Source organism: Chryseobacterium sp. PvR013, assembly GCF_017833095.1.
In the GTDB taxonomy this organism is placed as follows: Bacteria; Bacteroidota; Bacteroidia; order Flavobacteriales; family Weeksellaceae; genus Chryseobacterium; species Chryseobacterium culicis_A.
On the sequence record NZ_JAFIBT010000001.1, the window covers coordinates 2204573 to 2221820 of the forward strand.

15 protein-coding genes are annotated in these 17248 nt (G+C 36.1%); 6 read left to right on the forward strand and 9 right to left on the reverse strand.

All coding sequences use genetic code 11. The features are described from left to right. Positions 1-47: 47 nt before the first annotated feature. From JOE44_RS09900 to JOE44_RS09920, 5 genes are all read right to left on the reverse strand, one after another. Positions 48-746: a VTT domain-containing protein gene (locus JOE44_RS09900; protein WP_105683992.1), complete on the reverse strand. Its 699-nt coding sequence runs from the start codon at positions 744-746 to the stop codon at positions 48-50. A gap of 86 nt (positions 747-832) precedes the next feature. Then, positions 833-1945 (reverse strand): peptide chain release factor 2, encoded by a 1113-nt coding sequence (prfB, locus tag JOE44_RS09905; RefSeq protein WP_209789157.1) that lies wholly within the window; start codon positions 1943-1945, stop codon positions 833-835. Between the two features lie 130 nt (positions 1946-2075). Continuing rightward, positions 2076-2564 (reverse strand): hypothetical protein, encoded by a 489-nt coding sequence (locus JOE44_RS09910; protein ID WP_209785455.1) that lies wholly within the window; start codon positions 2562-2564, stop codon positions 2076-2078. Between the two features lie 28 nt (positions 2565-2592). Next, entirely contained in the window at positions 2593-3699 is a 1107-nt protein-coding gene (locus tag JOE44_RS09915; RefSeq protein WP_209785456.1) for an FAD-dependent oxidoreductase, read from the reverse strand. Positions 3700-3795: 96 nt separating this feature from the next. Then, positions 3796-5151, reverse strand: a complete 1356-nt coding sequence (locus JOE44_RS09920; protein ID WP_209785457.1) for an AAA family ATPase — start codon at positions 5149-5151, stop codon at positions 3796-3798. Between the two features lie 116 nt (positions 5152-5267). On the opposite strand from JOE44_RS09920, the gene JOE44_RS09925 reads away from it, so the two are divergent. The 3 genes from JOE44_RS09925 (at position 5268) to JOE44_RS09935 (ending at position 7771) form a co-directional block, all read left to right on the forward strand. Then, positions 5268-6170, forward strand: coding sequence for an ATP-binding cassette domain-containing protein (locus JOE44_RS09925; RefSeq protein ID WP_209785458.1), 903 nt, complete (start codon positions 5268-5270; stop codon positions 6168-6170). Between the two features lie 2 nt (positions 6171-6172). Continuing rightward, positions 6173-7018 (forward strand): ABC transporter permease, encoded by an 846-nt coding sequence (locus JOE44_RS09930; RefSeq protein ID WP_209785459.1) that lies wholly within the window; start codon positions 6173-6175, stop codon positions 7016-7018. 123 nt (positions 7019-7141) lie between these two features. Beyond that, on the forward strand, positions 7142-7771 hold the full coding sequence (locus JOE44_RS09935; RefSeq protein WP_209785460.1) for a hypothetical protein: 630 nt from the start codon (positions 7142-7144) through the stop codon (positions 7769-7771). A gap of 43 nt (positions 7772-7814) precedes the next feature. Here the strand turns inward: JOE44_RS09935 and msrB are convergent, their stop codons facing one another. From msrB to JOE44_RS09955, 4 genes are all read right to left on the reverse strand, one after another. After that, positions 7815-8912: a peptide-methionine (R)-S-oxide reductase MsrB gene (msrB, locus tag JOE44_RS09940; protein ID WP_209785461.1), complete on the reverse strand. Its 1098-nt coding sequence runs from the start codon at positions 8910-8912 to the stop codon at positions 7815-7817. A gap of 23 nt (positions 8913-8935) precedes the next feature. Then, on the reverse strand, positions 8936-9373 hold the full coding sequence (locus tag JOE44_RS09945; RefSeq protein ID WP_209785462.1) for a DUF417 family protein: 438 nt from the start codon (positions 9371-9373) through the stop codon (positions 8936-8938). A gap of 80 nt (positions 9374-9453) precedes the next feature. Further along, positions 9454-9723, reverse strand: coding sequence for a hypothetical protein (locus tag JOE44_RS09950; RefSeq protein ID WP_209785463.1), 270 nt, complete (start codon positions 9721-9723; stop codon positions 9454-9456). Positions 9724-9728: 5 nt separating this feature from the next. Further along, positions 9729-10283, reverse strand: a complete 555-nt coding sequence (locus tag JOE44_RS09955) for a sigma-70 family RNA polymerase sigma factor (protein ID WP_209785464.1) — start codon at positions 10281-10283, stop codon at positions 9729-9731. Between the two features lie 276 nt (positions 10284-10559). Here JOE44_RS09955 and alaS point away from each other — a divergent pair, with 276 nt between their 5' ends. From alaS to JOE44_RS09970, 3 genes are all read left to right on the forward strand, one after another. Beyond that, positions 10560-13163, forward strand: coding sequence for an alanine--tRNA ligase (alaS, locus tag JOE44_RS09960; protein ID WP_209785465.1), 2604 nt, complete (start codon positions 10560-10562; stop codon positions 13161-13163). A gap of 608 nt (positions 13164-13771) precedes the next feature. Further along, the gene (locus JOE44_RS09965) at positions 13772-15250 is read left to right on the forward strand and encodes a hypothetical protein (protein ID WP_209785466.1); all 1479 of its coding nucleotides are present in this window, start codon (positions 13772-13774) and stop codon (positions 15248-15250) included. A gap of 65 nt (positions 15251-15315) precedes the next feature. Beyond that, positions 15316-17130 carry a cytochrome c peroxidase gene (locus JOE44_RS09970; protein WP_209785467.1) on the forward strand — a complete coding sequence of 605 codons (1815 nt, stop codon included), beginning with the start codon at positions 15316-15318 and terminating at the stop codon, positions 17128-17130. The last annotated feature ends 118 nt before the right edge of the window (positions 17131-17248 follow it).

Genomic DNA, 17248 nt, shown 5'->3' on the forward strand with positions numbered 1-17248 from the left:
CCATCTCATTGCTGAGACGGCTCTGTATATTTTGATTGAATTATTAATTATTCAAAGTCCTGATCTTCATATTTTTTAGAAAGATCTTCTTTTTTTCCAAAAACAAATTTAAAGATCACCGGAAGTGTAGTGACTAACACGATGACAATAATGATGTATTCCAGCTTTTGTTTTAAGTTGATTCCAAACTGTTCCATAAAAAGTTTGTCCAGATAATGCCCTGCAAAGATCAGAATGAATGACCATAATACGGCACCAATGATGTTATCTCTTAAAAACTCCTTTTTATCCATTTTTACAATACCTGCTACAATAGGGGTAAAAGTTCTCACAACAGGTAAGAATCTTGCCATAATAACAGCTAATGCGCCGTGTTTTTCAAAGAAATCGTGTGCCTGATAAAGGTATTTTTTCTTGAAAAGCATTGAGTCTGGCCTTTTATATAAAGCAGGTCCTGCCTTTCTTCCAAAATAATATCCTACCTCATTTCCGATAATAGCTGCAAGAGCTACCCCTGAAGCTAACAATGTGGTATCTAAGAAATCGCTTCCTGTAGACCCAAAAGTCTCTTTGATGATTTCAACGGCATAAATCCCCGAAACGAAGAGTAGTGAGTCCCCAGGTAGAAAAAATCCTACAAAAAGACCTGTTTCAGCAAAAACAATAAACAAAATCAGCCAAAACCCTCCCATTTTTATATAAAACTCCGGGTTTAATAAATCCTTCCAGCTATTGAAATCTTCCATAAATATCGATGAACAACAAAAGTAAGCCTAAAATGTCTGAAACAAAAATTAATTATAAGATTTTAACTAAAATTCAAACATGATTTTTATAAGTCCAGATCATCATCGGAAACTGCCGTTCCATCGGCCATTAAGAATGCTTTTAAGAAAGGAGTGATATTTCCGTTCATTACGGCATCCACATCAGACGTTTCATGACCTGAGCGTACATCTTTCACCAATTTGTAAGGGTGCATTACGTAGTTTCGGATCTGGCTTCCCCACTCGATCTTCATTTTGTTGGCTTCTATCTCATTTCTGGCCTTCATACGCTCTTCCAATTCCATTTCGTAGAGTCTTGAACGAAGGAGCTGCATTGCTTTTTCTTTATTCTGAAGCTGAGAACGGGATTCTGAGTTTTCAATAATAATCCCTGTTGGGGCGTGACGAAGACGTACGGCAGTTTCTACCTTGTTTACGTTCTGTCCTCCTGCGCCGGAAGCTCTCATGGTTTCAAAACTGATGTCTGCAGGATTAATATTAATTTCAATAGTATCATCCACCAAAGGATATACGTAAACAGAAACAAAACTTGTATGGCGTTTTGCATTACTGTCAAAAGGAGAAATTCTTACCAATCGATGTACTCCATTTTCGCCTCTTAAATATCCAAAAGCAAATTCCCCTTCAATTTCCAGGGTAACAGTCTTCACACCTGCCACGTCTCCTTCCTGAAAGTTCAGTTCACGGATTTTATAGCCCTGCTTTTCGGCCCACATCGTATACATTCTCATCAGCATGGCTGCCCAGTCACAACTTTCCGTTCCTCCTGCACCTGCTGTAATCTGAAGAACAGCCGAAAGCCCATCTCCTTCATTGGAAAGCATATTTTTGAATTCAAGATCCTCAATTTTCTCTACCAACTGCGGGAATGTTTCATCCAGTTCTTTTTCAGAATCCGGATCTTCTTTCGCAAAGTCAGCTAAAACCTGCAGATCTTCAAACTGTGTCTGAATTTCATCATAGCCTTCTACCCATTTTTTCTTGGAACGAAGCTGTTTTAGAAATGCTTCAGCAGTTTTTGGATTATCCCAAAATTCGGGTGCCGCCGTTTTTTCATCATCATTGGCAATTTCAATCTTCTTTTTTTCAATCTGAAGGTATCTGTGTAAGTCTTCAATTCTGGATTGAACTTCTTTTATCTGGTCGTTGTTAATCACGAATTTTTCTTTTTGCAAAAATAAGGAATTCTTTTAGAGTGGAGCATTCTGAATTTAAAGTTCCAGGTTTAAAGTTTTGGGTTCGGATTGGAGCTTTATTAAGGCTTCAGAAGATGATTAGAAGTTACGATTATTTGATAATTTCAGCTTCAAAGCTTCTCCTAAGGAATTCTTTTGATTGTTTACTTTCAGATTTGAAACCTACCATAGTTAAAGCATAGACAAACAAAAGCATACCTAAAGGAAGAAAAAGTTCTACCGATATTTCTTTTTCTCTTATAGCTCTTATGGAAACACCTATGAAGAAAATCAGGGCAAATGAACACCAGACTATTAAAAAAAATAATACAAATGCATGTAATGATAGAGCCACGTGTATTTTTACTCCATCATTTTCCTTTTGAATTCTACCATTTATCTGAGGAAGAAAAGAATTCCTGTATTGTATCACTTTGCTGATTTCAAAGCTGTTATTATGGATAGATCCTTCATATTCTTTCATATAATTTCTCCCTAAACCGAATTTTTTAGGTTCTACAAAACCGGAGAGTCTTGTTAAAACTTCCTGTTCGGATAAATGGGTTCTGTAAGTAATGCGTTCAAAAGGCAAATATTTCATGTATAATGCACGTATATTTATATCATTTTTATATCATTTCTGCTATCATTTCTCCAATCTTCGGAGCTAAGGCAACTCCCATTCCTGAAAGTCTTACGGCACAAAACTGTCTTTCTGAAAGTTGTTTTACAATAGGTGTTTTTTCATCACCCATGGCCATAATTCCTGACCAGCGAAGTGCTATTTTAAAATCTGTATAAGGAAGTATGACTTCTTTTAAAAAATTTTCCAAATGATTTTGCAGAAATTCTGTCGTTCCAAAAGCCGTCGTTTCTTCTGTCTTAAAATCCTGATTTCTTCCACCACCCAGCAATATTCTGTTTCCTACATTTCTGAAATAATAGTAGCCTTCGTCATAATGAAACGTTCCTTTAAGTTTTAAATCTTCTATAGGCTCAGTCAGAAGAATTTGTCCGCGGGCAGGAATAATATTTTCATCTTCCAGAAACTTTGAAGTGAATGCATTGGTACAATAGATGAGTTGATTGGCTTTTACACAAAGATCAGTGGAAAGGTAAACCTCAACTTCATCTGTTTTTTCTTCAATATTCTGAACTTCTGTTCCGAATAAAAATTCAATTTTCAGTTCATGGCATTTTTCCAGCAATTTCTGTAACAGCTTTCCTGAATGCAGGCTTCCTTCACAAGGATTCTCCACCAGAAATGCAGATTTTTCTAATCCGAATTCCTGTATTTTATTCTGTTTCAGAATATATGTTTGATTCACGCCGGTTATTGCTTTCAGCTTTTCATTCACGAAATCGATATGAGATAAAGGTTCTTCGTTATTGAGAATTTCATAGCCTGCATTCAACTCAAAATCAATTTCTTCATGGGTAAAATAATGTCTTATTTTCTGCAATCCGTCAAATCTCATTTTAACAAGTGCCAGCGTTTTCTCCCAACCCATTTTATGAGCATCTGCAATGACCTCAGTAAGGCTTCCAAAACAGGCAAACCCGGCATTTCTCGTGGAAGCACCCAATGGAATGGCATTCCGTTCAATAATCAAAACGGATTTCTCAGGATATTTTTCCTTGATGGATATTGCTGTCCATAGTCCGGAAAACCCCGCACCTATAATGATGATGTCTCTTTTTCTGTAGAAAGTGTCCAGTTCCCAGATGCTGTTCATGAGTAATTTTTTGTAAAATGTATAATGTAAAAAGTATTAATGTACGATGCAGCGCAACCTTAAACCTTAAACCTTAAACCTTAAACCTTGAATATCTTACCCTTTGTCTTTCTCTTCCTCATTATGCTGGAATCCGATTGCTCTTACCGGTTCTTCAACAACTCTGTAGGTTTCCAGCTCGCTCTTCAATGCCTGAATTCTGAATTGGAAGTCATCAAAATTATTGATAATGGCATCAGCAAGAAATCTCGCTACCTGATCAAGATATTCTTCCGTAAGCTTTGATCCGGCATCTCTTAATGCGCTGTCTAAAAGTTTCTGATCAATTTTCAGCTTTTCGTTTCTGGTTCTTTGGTAAAGGTTTTTAATTCTTTTCTTGAGGCTTTGGGTAAAATCTATCAGCATCGTATTGCTGAATGCTTTCATTTTTGAAGAGATTTCATGCCAGAAAGGAATTTTATCCGCTTTGTTATTTTTAAGTATTTTATAGAGTAAAGAATCTTCCTCAAGTCCTCTGGTCATGGCGTAAAGAATAATTTCTGAACGCTCTGAAGCATTAGGTGGAAAGATCGGTATCATCACATCAAATCTTCCCGGAGCAAGAATTTCCTCGTCAATTTCTGAAACAGAATTGGCAGAACCTACCATCAAAACACCTTCTTTTTCAAATTTCCCGATGTAATGAAGAATCAGCTCCTGAGCTTCCAGGTTGCATGATGCAATATCGTTTTCAGCTCTTCTCTGCATCATAATTTCATCAAAATCATCCATGAAAAGCAGCATTTTATTTTCCTTCATCATACTCAACAGGAAATCACTGAAGTTGATTTCATTCCCGTCAATCAATGAAGTTCCTAAATAGTGCTTTTTGACTTCTTTAAACTGATAGCCAATGATTTCAGCAATTTTATTAGCCCAGAATATTTTCCCGCTTCCCGGAGGTCCGTAGAGAATAATTCCTGCAGGTTTATTAATGCCCCAGTCTTTGATCTGTTGTGGATTCAGAAAAGGTTCCAAAACCGTAGAGGTATAAAAGAACAAGTCTCTGTATCCTATAAAATCTCTTTGTTTAAGGCTTGTTTTATGCCCAAAATAATCATAGACAAACTGATAGTTTCCCCCCAGTTTGTTATCAATCCCATAGCTTGATATAGAAGATTTGAAAAAGCCATTATCGAAAATATTAAGATTATTATCCTTGATTACTTTTTCCACCTTGTCTTTTGGCTGCTTAATTACTTCGGCAATCTGCTCCAGGGTTTTATTTTTATCAAGATCTTTTTCGTACAGCCTTAAAAAATCTAAATTTTCGCGGGCAAATTTTTCAAAATCTTCTTTTACTTCAAAATTGGTACTGATGCATTCTACCAATTCAAGATCGAAATCCTGTATAAATTGTTTTATGGCTTCTGCAGAAACATTAAGTTCTTCTGCCAGTTCAATTAGCTTCATAAGTCTTGATTAATTCTATCAAATTTAATGTATTTACATTTAAACTTATATTGATTTATGATAATTCTGTAACATTATCTAATTTATATAGACTACTACTATGTAAAACAAATTACATGGAAAAGATTTTATCAGTAAAAAATTTGACAAAGAAATTCAAAAGAGTTGTAGTCAACAATATTTCTTTTGATGTTGAAAAAGGAAACGTTTATGGGCTATTGGGCCCGAATGGAAGTGGAAAATCCACCACTTTCGGGATGTTGCTTTCCACCATTAATCCTACCAGTGGAGATTGGTTTTGGTTTGGGAAAAAGGGAACAGACCCGGAAACCTTAAAGAAGATTGGAGCTATTATTGAACAGCCTAACTTTTATCCGTATTTAAGTGCGGAAACCAATCTTAAGATTGTGGCAGAAATCAAAAAAACACCCTATTCCAGGATTGATGAAGTTCTAAAAACCGTTAATCTGTATGAAAGGAGAAAAGATACTTTCAAAACTTTTTCTTTGGGAATGAAACAGCGTCTTGCTATTGCTTCAGCGATGTTAAATAATCCTGAGGTAATGATATTGGACGAACCCACCAACGGATTGGATCCTGAAGGAATTATTCAGATCAGAGAAATCATCAGCAATATTGCCAAGCAGGGAATCACCATTATTATTGCCAGCCACCTTTTGGATGAAATTGAAAAAATCTGCAGCCATGTTATTGTATTGAAAGAAGGAAATTCTATTTACTGTGGAAGAGTAGACGAAATGACTTCCAACAACGGATATTTTGAACTGAAAGCTGATAATAACATATTACTTTTCAATACATTGAACGAATTACCGTGGTTTAGCTTCGTCAATCAGGACAGGGATTATATTAAAGCCCAGATCCGTGATGATGTGTCAATTTCAGCTTCAGCACTGAATCAGAAGCTGGCGGAAAAAGGGATTTTCTTATCTCATTTGGCCAAGAAAAAACTATCTCTTGAATCACAATTCCTTGAACTTGTAAAAAACACCAATTAGTCATGATAAAATTATTAAAACTGGAATACTACAAAAACCTGAACTATAAGCCGTTTAAGGTTTTTACGATACTTTATTTTGCCATTCTTGTCGCTTTGCTTTTCATCGGATTGGTTGATTTTGATCTTTTCGGAAGTACCATCAATTTAAAAGAACAGGGCATTTATAATTTCCCCGAAATCTGGAATTTCACGACATGGATTGTTGCTTTATTAAAAATTTTCCTGGGACTGATTATTGTTTTTTCCATTTCGCAGGAATTCAGCAACCGAATGTTCAAGCAAAATACGATTGACGGATTAAGCAGAAAGGAATTTATCACTTCAAAATTGCTGACCATAAGTATCTTCACCATTGTGTCAACGGCAATTGTATTGGGTCTTACGATATTGCTTGGATATCAGTATTCTAATACAACCGAATCTACAAAGGTTTTTGCGGAGATTTTCTTTATCGGAAATTACCTGGTAAAATTATTTACGTTCTTCTGTTTCTTAATGTTCCTTTCTATTTTATTGAGAAAATCGGTATTTGTATTTCTTGCCCTATTTGTTTTCTGGATTGGTGAGGGAATTTTAACAGCTGTTGAAGTTTTCACCAAAGTAAAAGGACTGCAGGGAGCACAAAGAAACGAAGTTCTTCAGAATGACTTTTTTATCACACATCTTTTGCCGTTGGAAAGTATGTCCAGCCTTATTCCTAATCCTATGATGAGATTGAATATGGTGAAAATGATGGGCGTAAAATATGAATTCCACTACCCTACGGAAAGCCTTATTGCCTGTCTGGCTTGGTCTGCCGTTTTCATCTTCGGATCCTACTGGATTCTGAGAAAAAGGGATTGGTAGAGGTCAATATTAAGAATTTAAAGATTTAATCATTAAAATATTTAAAGATTCTTTTTAAGTGGTTCGGTTTCGGATCACTTTTTTTGGCTTAATATTTTCATTCTGCTTTTTCAAAAACTAACCATGAAAAAAATATTCTACGTACCCGGATTAATCAGTGCCGTGCTGATTCCTATTTTATTCTGGTATTATGGAAATCAAAAGTTTGAAGACATTAACGTTTCTGTTATGGATATCGGACTTCCTGCTAAAGAAAGAGAGGGAGATAAAAATACTTTTGCCAGTTTTGAACCTTACAGAAGCTGGGATTACAGGAAAATAAAAGTTGTTCCCGGAACAGCTGAGCAAAATTCAAAATTATATGTTTCCGAACTGAAAAATCTTCAAAAAAGAAATGAGAAAAAATCTGGTATTGAGTTTATTTTAGATCAAAAAAATAGCTATGGTGATTTTATCTCAGTTTTGAATGATCTGGCAATAGCTCAACAAGAACAGTATGCGGTTGACTTGGAGAAAACAGGACATATTTTTGCGGTTTATAACTATATTACCCCCAATGTCCAGGCTCCCGAATATGAATGTTTACTTTGTTATGATGTTATCAGACCGGAATATAAACCTGATTTTTTTGAAAAAATACAGTTGTTTCTCACAAAACTTCCAAAAGATACCTATTACTTTATTTTTGGATTTCTCATATTTCTGCATATCTGTATGCTCAGCATTAAAGAACGATTTCAGCTACATCATTAGTTTTAAAAATAAAAGGCTGCCATTGGGCAGCCTTCCTTTCACATTACTTTTTATCTAACAACGGAAGATATTTTCCGTATCCTTTACTTTCCATTTCTGCCTTCGGAATAAATTTCAGAGAAGCACTGTTGATACAGTAGCGGAGTCCTCCTTTATCCTGTGGTCCATCTGTAAAGACATGTCCCAAATGGGCATCACCTGTTTTACTTCTTACTTCTACTCTATCCATACCATGGGTACGATCCAGCTTTTCGTCAATCAAAGCCTTTGTAATAGGTTTTGAGAAACTTGGCCAACCACATCCGGATTCAAATTTATCGGTAGAAATAAACAAAGGCTCTCCGGTGGTAATATCTACATAAATTCCTTCACGGGTTTCGTTCCAGTATTCATTTTGAAAAGGTCTTTCTGTACCGTTTTCCTGAGTGACATTATATTGCTCTGCAGTCAGCTTTTCTTTTAAAACTTTTTTATCCTGCTTTTGATAAGCTGGTTTTGGAAGTGGATTGGCTTTTTTCGCCATTTCAAAAAGTCCCGGTTCAATGTGGCAATATCCGCCTGGATTTTTATCCAGATAATCCTGATGATAATCTTCTGCTTTGTAGAAATTTTTCAATGGAATTGTTTCTACAAGCAATGGCTTGTTATAATTTTTTGCCAGTTTCAGAACTTCATCTTTTACCACAGCTTCATCTGTTTTATTGGTGAAATAGATTCCCGTTCTGTACTGATTTCCTCTGTCATTTCCCTGCTGATCTTTACTTGTAGGATCAATGGTTTTGAAATATAAATCAATCAACAGTTTCAGATCCACTTGTTCCGGATCATATTTTACTTTTACCGTTTCTGCAAAACCTGTTGTATGACTTACCACCTCTTCATAAGTAGGATTTTGAGTATTCCCGTTGGCATAGCCCACTTCTGTTCCTACCACTCCTCGAATCTGTTGAAAAAAATGTTCTGTTCCCCAGAAACATCCACCTGCAAAATAAATCTCTCTAACGTTTTTGTTATCCATAATTTTCTCATTTTCTTTTTTAATTTCCACTACATTAGGCTTGTTTTTCTTAAAAAGTCCTGATCCCGCAGCAAATACTGCTATACCCAGAATGATTCCGAGTACAATGAATATATTTTTCATATTTACCTTTTTATTCATTACTATTATTTTTGAACAATCATGAATCCGAATCCTAAAAGCATAAGGTCTTTTAAAATAAAGAAATCCGTCACAGGCACTCCATCTACTATTTTCCACATTCCCGGTGTTGTAAATAAATAGCTTAATGTTACCAGAAAAGTTACCATCATTCCTATCCCTGCATACTTTTTCAATACAGCAAATTTCGCACTAAATATCAGGAGTAATGCAATGATAATTTCTATCGTTCCGATAAGATTTGACACTGCCTGGACACTCATAATCTTATATACGAAAAAAGTTAAGAAATGGTTTTCCACCAAAGGTTTTATGGCAGCAGCTTCTGTAGGGGTAAATTTGAAGATACCAATCCACAGCAATATAAGCGCTGCTCCGAAAAGCGAAATGTAATACCCGGTTCGGGGTAATTGATTTTTAGATTCCTGTACTGTTCCGACCATATTTTTAAGATTTTAATTGAATACTTTATTGTTTTCAAAAGTATAGTCGGAGCATTTTTAAAATCCTGACAGAAATTTTCTTAGAAATTTAATTTATCGATCATTTTATTTTTAAAGTCCTGAATTTCAGAATCATTTATTTCAGTTTTCTCTTCAGAAAATTTCTTTTTAAACACTTTATCCAGAAGTGCCAGCTTTTCATTGTACATTCTGCACCATTTGCAGATCATCAGGTGCATGCTCAGCATCCTGTTTTCTCTGGCAGAAATGGATTGGGCATTCCTTTTTTCCATCAGTAAAGTAGCTTCACTGCATGGTAAAAATAATATATGTAGTATTCTTCTTATCATTTTTCTTATGATTTTGAAAACCAGTTAAACTCCAGACATTCTCTCAACTGCATTCGGCTTCTTTGCAAAATCTTCCAAAGATTAGTCGTAGAAACACTCAATTCCTGACTGACTTCCGGTGCTTTTTTTTCTTCGATATAATACATTTTCAGCAGAATCTTCCATCTGGAGGGCAATTCTTCGATACATTCCTCCAATGTTTTATTAAAATCTGCACTGTCTAAAAGTTCATCTCCTTCCCTTGAGACATTCCAGTCATTCAAAACATCATTATTTTTCCAGGATCCTGTTTCGTCAAAAAAATGATCGAGTCTGACATTGGGTTCGGATTTGTATTTTTTTCGGTAAAAATCTGCCACTTTCCTGTTCAGAATAGCCATCAGCCAGGTTAGAGGATTACTTTTCCCTTCAAAAGAATCATGGGCTGAATAGGCTGCAAGAAAAACTTCCTGAACAACATCCTGAGCGTCTTCTTTATTCGAAAGTACATACAGTGCCCGCTTCAAAAGCGGCCCGGAATACTGCTCTATCCAGCTTTTCAACTCTTCATCTTTTGTCATGGGAAGGATTTTTATCTTATCTCAGATCACAGCGAAGGTAATAAGTTAAACGGAAAATTGCAAAATTAATAGATAATCATTGGTTACAGACTCTGCAAATTGTACATGCTTTGAAACCCTATACAATTGATGGAAAGCCATTAAAAATTCTGATGTACATTTATTATCAAAACCCATCACCATTCAAAACATAGTATAAAATTATTACAAATCGCTTAAAAATCTTAAATTTGCATCTTATCAAAATTTGATACTAAAAAAAGCAAAAGCAATACTATGACATCACAAGAGATACGTCAAAAATTTTTAGATTATTTTAAAAGTAAGGAGCACTTAATCGTTCCTTCAGCTCCTATTGTGCTGAAAGACGACCCTACCCTTATGTTTTCCAACTCCGGAATGACGCAGTTCAAGGATTTTTTCCTTGGCTACAAAACCCCTACCGCCCCTAGAATTGCCGATACACAAAAGTGTCTGAGAGTTTCAGGGAAACACAATGACCTGGATGATGTAGGTAGAGATACTTACCACCACACCATGTTTGAGATGTTAGGAAACTGGTCTTTCGGGGATTACTTCAAAAAAGAGGCTATTGCTTTTGCCTGGGAATTACTGACTGAAGTATACGGAATTCCAAAAGAAAATTTATATGTAACGATTTTTGAAGGAGACGCTTCTGAAAATCTGGACAGAGACCAGGATGCTTTTGATTTCTGGAAATCACACATTTCAGAAGACAGAATCATCAACGGAAATAAAAAAGATAACTTCTGGGAAATGGGTGAAAGCGGACCATGCGGACCGTGTTCAGAAATCCATGTTGACTTAAGAACACCGGAAGAAAAAGCTAAAGTTTCAGGACTTGAGCTGGTAAATAACGACCATCCTCAAGTTGTAGAAGTATGGAACCTGGTTTTCATGGAGTTCAACAGAAAGGCAGATAAATCGTTAGAGAAACTTCCTGCACAGCATGTAGATACAGGAATGGGCTTTGAACGTCTTTGTATGGCGCTTCAAGGGAAGTCTTCCAACTATGATACAGATGTTTTCACCCCGCTTATTTCTAAAGTTGAAGAACTTTCAGGTAAAAAATATACGGGAATTTTAGAAGACGAAAAAGATATTGCTATCCGTGTTGTGGTAGACCACATCAGAGCGGTTTCTTTTGCTATTGCAGACGGACAATTGCCATCCAATGGAGGTGCAGGTTATGTAATCAGAAGGATTTTAAGAAGAGGAATTTCTTATTCTTACCGATTCTTAGGAATGAAAGAGCCTTTCCTTTACAAATTGGTTGCTGTTCTGCAGGAACAAATGGGACCTTTCTTCCCGGAACTTGAAAAACAAGGAAAACTGGTTGCTGAAGTAATCAAAAGTGAAGAAGATTCATTCTTAAAAACAATTGAAAATGGTTTGATCAGAGTTGAAAAACTGATTCAGCAGACCATTGCAGATAATCAGAAAGTATTACCAAGTGAAGAGGTTTTCGAATTGTATGATACATATGGGTTCCCTGATGATTTAACAAGAATCATTGCTGAAGAAAAAGGGTTGACTATTGACGAAGCGGGTTTCAAAGCTGAAATGGAAAAGCAAAAACTTCGTTCAAAAGCTGATTCTGCTCAGAAAGTATATGACTGGGTAAACCTTGAATCAAAACCTGAAACCTTTGTAGGATATGATCAGATAGAATCTGAAACGTATATTACCAGATACAGAAAGGTAGAAAACAAAGACGGAGAATTTTACCAGGTGGTATTAAGCAATTCTCCTTTCTATCCTGAAGGAGGTGGACAGGTTGGAGACAAAGGTGTTCTTGAAAATGCAGTCGAAAGCTTTGAAGTATTGGAAACTAAAAAAGAAAACGGATTGATTATTTCATTGATCAGTGGACTTCCAAAGGATGCAGGTGCTGTTTTCTATGCGAAAGTAAATGCTTCTGACAGAAAGAATTCTCAGGCTAACCACTCTGTGACTCACCTTCTGCATGAAGCTTTAAGAGATGTTTTAGGAACTCACGTAGAGCAGAAAGGTTCTTATGTAGGTCCTGATTATCTTCGTTTCGACTTCTCTCACTTCAACAAAATGACTGAGGAAGAACTGGCATTAATTGAAGAAAAAGTAAACAAAAAAATCAAAGAAAGTATTGCTTTGCAGGAGTTCAGAAATATTCCGATTCAGGAAGCTTTGGAAAAAGGGGCAATGGCTTTGTTTGGTGAAAAATATGGTGACAGTGTGAGAATGATTCAATTCGGAAGTTCAAAAGAACTTTGCGGAGGAACTCACGTTAAAAACACCAGCGAAATCGGTCATTTCAAAATCACTTCTGAAGGCTCTGCAGCAGCGGGAATCAGAAGAATTGAGGCTATTTCAGGAGATAAATCTGAAGAATATTTCAACAATCTTGAAAAACAGATCACTGAACTTTCTCAACTGTTAAAGTCCAAAGATGTTGTAAGATCCATCGAAAAACTGATTGAAGAAAACACTTCATTGAAAGCTGAAGTAGATGCTCTTAAAAAGGAGAAAGCAAAAGGAGAAATCGGAGAATGGAAGAATGCTTATGAGCAAAAAGGCAACAAGCAGCTTCTTGTAAAGAAAACTTCTCTGGATGCAGGTTCTGTAAAAGATATCGTATTCCAGCTAAAGAGAGAGATCCCTTCTTCCGTGACGATTATTCTTTCTGATGCAGACGGAAAACCAATGATTACTGTTGGCGTTTCTGATGATCTTGCAGCAGATTATCAGGCTGGGGCTATCGTAAAAGACCTTGCAAAAGAAATCCAAGGCGGCGGTGGCGGAAACCCAGGTTTTGCAACAGCAGGTGGTAAAAACCTTGATGGTTTGGAAAACGCTTACCAGAAAGCTTTGAATATCTAAAATAGGAAGCTCTATTATAAATTTTAGCCCCGGCTGTCTCAGAATTGAGACAGCCGGGGCTGTTTTTATTGTATATCATATTTTTCGACGCAGAGTATTTTCTATATTATTTTATATTTCAGGAGGCAAAGATTGGAATCAACTTCATTGATCCTGAAGAAGCTTGTGTACTAATCATACTCCGATCTAGTTTTCCATAAACATCTGTATAATTCGTGTAATCTGTGGGAAATTAAAATAATTTAGGAAACCAAATATATGTTTTATTTAATGCTAAGAATCGCAATAAAAGGCTCATGCTATCACAAATATTTCCGATCGCAAAGGCATTACACTCAGCTATGAAATGATTTCGTTTTTTGCTAAATAGAATGCCTTTGCGAACGAAAAAGTAGATGGACAGAAACCTTAGCGTCTCTGCGTTATAAAATCCCATTCTTTATGACTCAGATTTTCATCAAAGACTCTTTTTATTTATATCCGTTCTAATTATTGACCTTACCTTAACAAATCATCATTTAATCTTAAACTATTTGTTTTGTCTTTTTAAAACTTAGTTAACACTAGACCGTTAGTTTTGTCGTAATCGAAATTCAAAAAATATAATTATGAAAATTAACAAAACTATCGGAGCCCTACTCTTTGCTTCCCTTGTATTTCAAGGCTGCAACGATGACAATAACGGGGATTCCAATACCCCTTCCAATGACAAAATCAAGATTGAAAATTTTTCTAAAGAGCCTGCTTTCGTTTATGGAATGCAAGGTTTTGAAAATTTAAATATTACCACCCTTATTTCCAGCTCAGATGTTCTTCCAGGTTCTCCGGATTTCGTTTTCGGAGGTCAGCCGGACGGAATGGGAATTATGAAAGATCCTAACTCTGATGGTTACCTGATGATCACCAACCATGAGATCAAACAATCGGTATCCAGAGTATATTTAGACAAAACGTTTAAGCCTGTAAAAGGAGAATATATCTTAAATGGAACAGGAGGAATGACAAGGTTATGTTCCGCTACCCTGGCAACTCCTGAAATTCATGGCTTCAGTGCCTTCCTTACTGCTGGAGAATCAGGTGAAGAAAGTATGGTTCATGCTTTAAATCCTTTGGCTCCTGTATCTCAGGCAGCAGATAAAACAAGAGTAAAACCAGCTTTAGGAAAGGCGTCAATGGAAAATGCAGTTCCGCTTCCTAAAGATGTTTCTAATGGAAAATCTTATATCGTTATCGGGGAAGACCAATCTTATTCATCTTCTCATCAGTCTGCAGGACAATTGATCATGTATGTAGCCGATACCCAGGGAGATTTGGATAACGGTAAGTTGTATTCTTTAAAAAGAACAAACAACAACTATACTGAAACGGATATGACGAAAGGAAGCAGCTACGATGTAGAATTTGTTGAAATTCCGAATGCCAAAAACCTTACAGGAGCTCAGATCAATCAGAAAAATATTGATAATAATGCCATTCGTTTTTCAAGAGTGGAAGATGTTGATTACAGAAAAGGAGCAGGAAAAGGAAGAGAAATTTATTTTACCGCTACAGGAGAATCTTCTGACGGTGTGAATCCAAAAGCAGGATTAACCATGTGGGGAAGAGTTTACAAACTTTTTTTGAATGCTAACAATATGCTGACAGGAAAACTAGAGGTGGTAGCAGAAGGAGATTCCAATCCTGGAAATAACCTTATCAACCCGGACAACTTATGTGTAACTGAAAACTTTGTGTACATCCAGGAAGACGGAGATTCTTACTATAAAAATGCCAACCATGATTCTTATATATGGCAGCTGAATATCGCTACAAAACAATACAAGCCATGGCTGAATATGAGACACAACAGAAATGATTCTGCATGGCAGACGGCTTATAACCAATCCGGAGATCTTCAGAAATTCGGTTCATGGGAATTCGGTGCTATGGTTGATATTTCAGATATCATTGGAGTTCCGAATACATTCTCTGTGAATATCCATTCTCATACCTGGCAGCTGGATAAATTCAAAAATCCTGACGGTTCCGGAATCAACACCAATAAAGAAGGTGGACAGATTGTAATCATCAGAAACGTAGAAAAATAGTTTTAATTTCTTCATATCAAATTAAAGTATCAATAGAAAATCTCTGTTGATACTTTTTCATACCTATGCATAAACTTTCAAAATACCCGATACTCCTTTTCTTATACTCTGCAGCAGCACTTTTTACACTCTATTATTGTAAAAATGATAAACAGCAGCCTGTGTACGAAGATCTTGGTTCTGTAAAAAACAGGATTATCAAAACCAATACTGATTTTGAAAAACAAATCAACGAGCTTAAAACCCTGGTCACTAAAAGTTCCGATGAAAAACTTCTTCAGCAAAAGTTTCAGGATATCAGAAAAACCTACAAAAAAATGGAATGGGCTGTAGAATATTTCCTGCCTCACTCTGCAAGGTTTATCAATGGTCCTGCCCTTCCTGAAATAGAAATGGATGAACACACCGAAATAGAACCGGAAGGATTACAGGTTTTGGAAGAGATGTTTTATCCCTATGACCAAGCAAACAAAGAGGAAGTAACCCGAATGCTTAATAAACTTATCAATAAAAGCAATACGATAGCCACCAACTTTCAGGTGATTACCATCAGTAAAGATCAGGTTTTTGATGCTTTAAGACAGGAAGCTTTCAGAATTTCCAGCTTAGGAATTTCAGGTTTTGACACGCCTGTTTCTGGTGTGTTTTTGCAGGAAATGCCCTCTTCTCTGGAAGGGATTAAAGAAACGCTGAAGCAAATCTCTACGGATCGGTCAAAAGATAAAGCTTTAAAAAATATTGTGGCAGAAATCAATTCAACGATTGAAGTTCTGAAGAAAAACACATACAAGAATACATTTGATTATGTCAATTTTATCCCTGACCACCTGAATAAAATCACTGCTCTGATGCTTGATTTTAAAAATCAGGAGAATATTCCGAATGTAGAAGTAACCACTGCCTTGAACAAAAATGCCGCTACTTTTTTCTCTAAAAACGCTTTTAACCCTAATGCTTTCACGCCGGGAAAGGAATATGCCTATTCTGAAGAAAAAGCCGCTCTAGGTCATCAGCTTTTTAATGATAAAATTCTTTCCAACAGCAACAACCGGAGCTGTGCCACCTGTCATATTCCTGAGAAGGCATTTACTGACGGGCTTGCCAGATCTATGTCTCTTGGAAATTCAGAACTTGCCAGAAATGCTCCATCGCTCAATTATGCAGGATATCAGCATGGTCAGTTTTGGGATATGAGAAAAGATGATCTGGAAGGCCAAAGCTCGGATGTGATCTCCAATAAGGAAGAAATGCATGGTGATTTGAATATCATCCTTGCAAAAATCAATCAGGATAAAAATTATCAGGCAGCCTTTAAAAAGATTTATCATTCTCAGAAAACTGAGGTATGGCAGCTGCAGAATGTACTGGCAAGTTATATCCGTTCTCTGGCGAAATTTAATTCCAGCTTTGATGAATACATGAGAGGGAATAAATCAGTAATGACAGAAAATCAAAAGCGTGGTTTTAATCTTTTTGTAGGAAAAGCTCAATGTGCTATATGTCATTTCTTACCTTTATTCAATGGTACGGTTCCTCCAAATTTCAAAAAAACGGAACAGGAAGTACTGGGAGTCGCTGTGAATGGAGAAAATAAAACATTTGACAATGATCTGGGAAGAGGAAAATTCCATGAAACAGTAGCTTCATTACAGCATTCTTTCAAAACTCCAACACTTAGAAACATCAGCAAAACAGCACCTTATATGCACAACGGAGGATACAAAACGTTGAAGGAAGTCATGAATTTTTACAACAAAGGCGGAGGAAAATTTTTTGGATTTAAAATAGAAAACCAAACTCTTTCTGATGCTCCATTACAACTTACGGATAAGGAAATAGATGATCTTATCGAATTTATGAAAGCTTTGGATGATCATTAAGTCCCCGAAAAACAACAAATAATTAAAAAACTCCTGTACCTTATATGTTTAGGAGTTTTTTTATTGGAAATCTCCAGAAAATACAGAAAGACTATCTGAATGATTTTGTCATTTAATT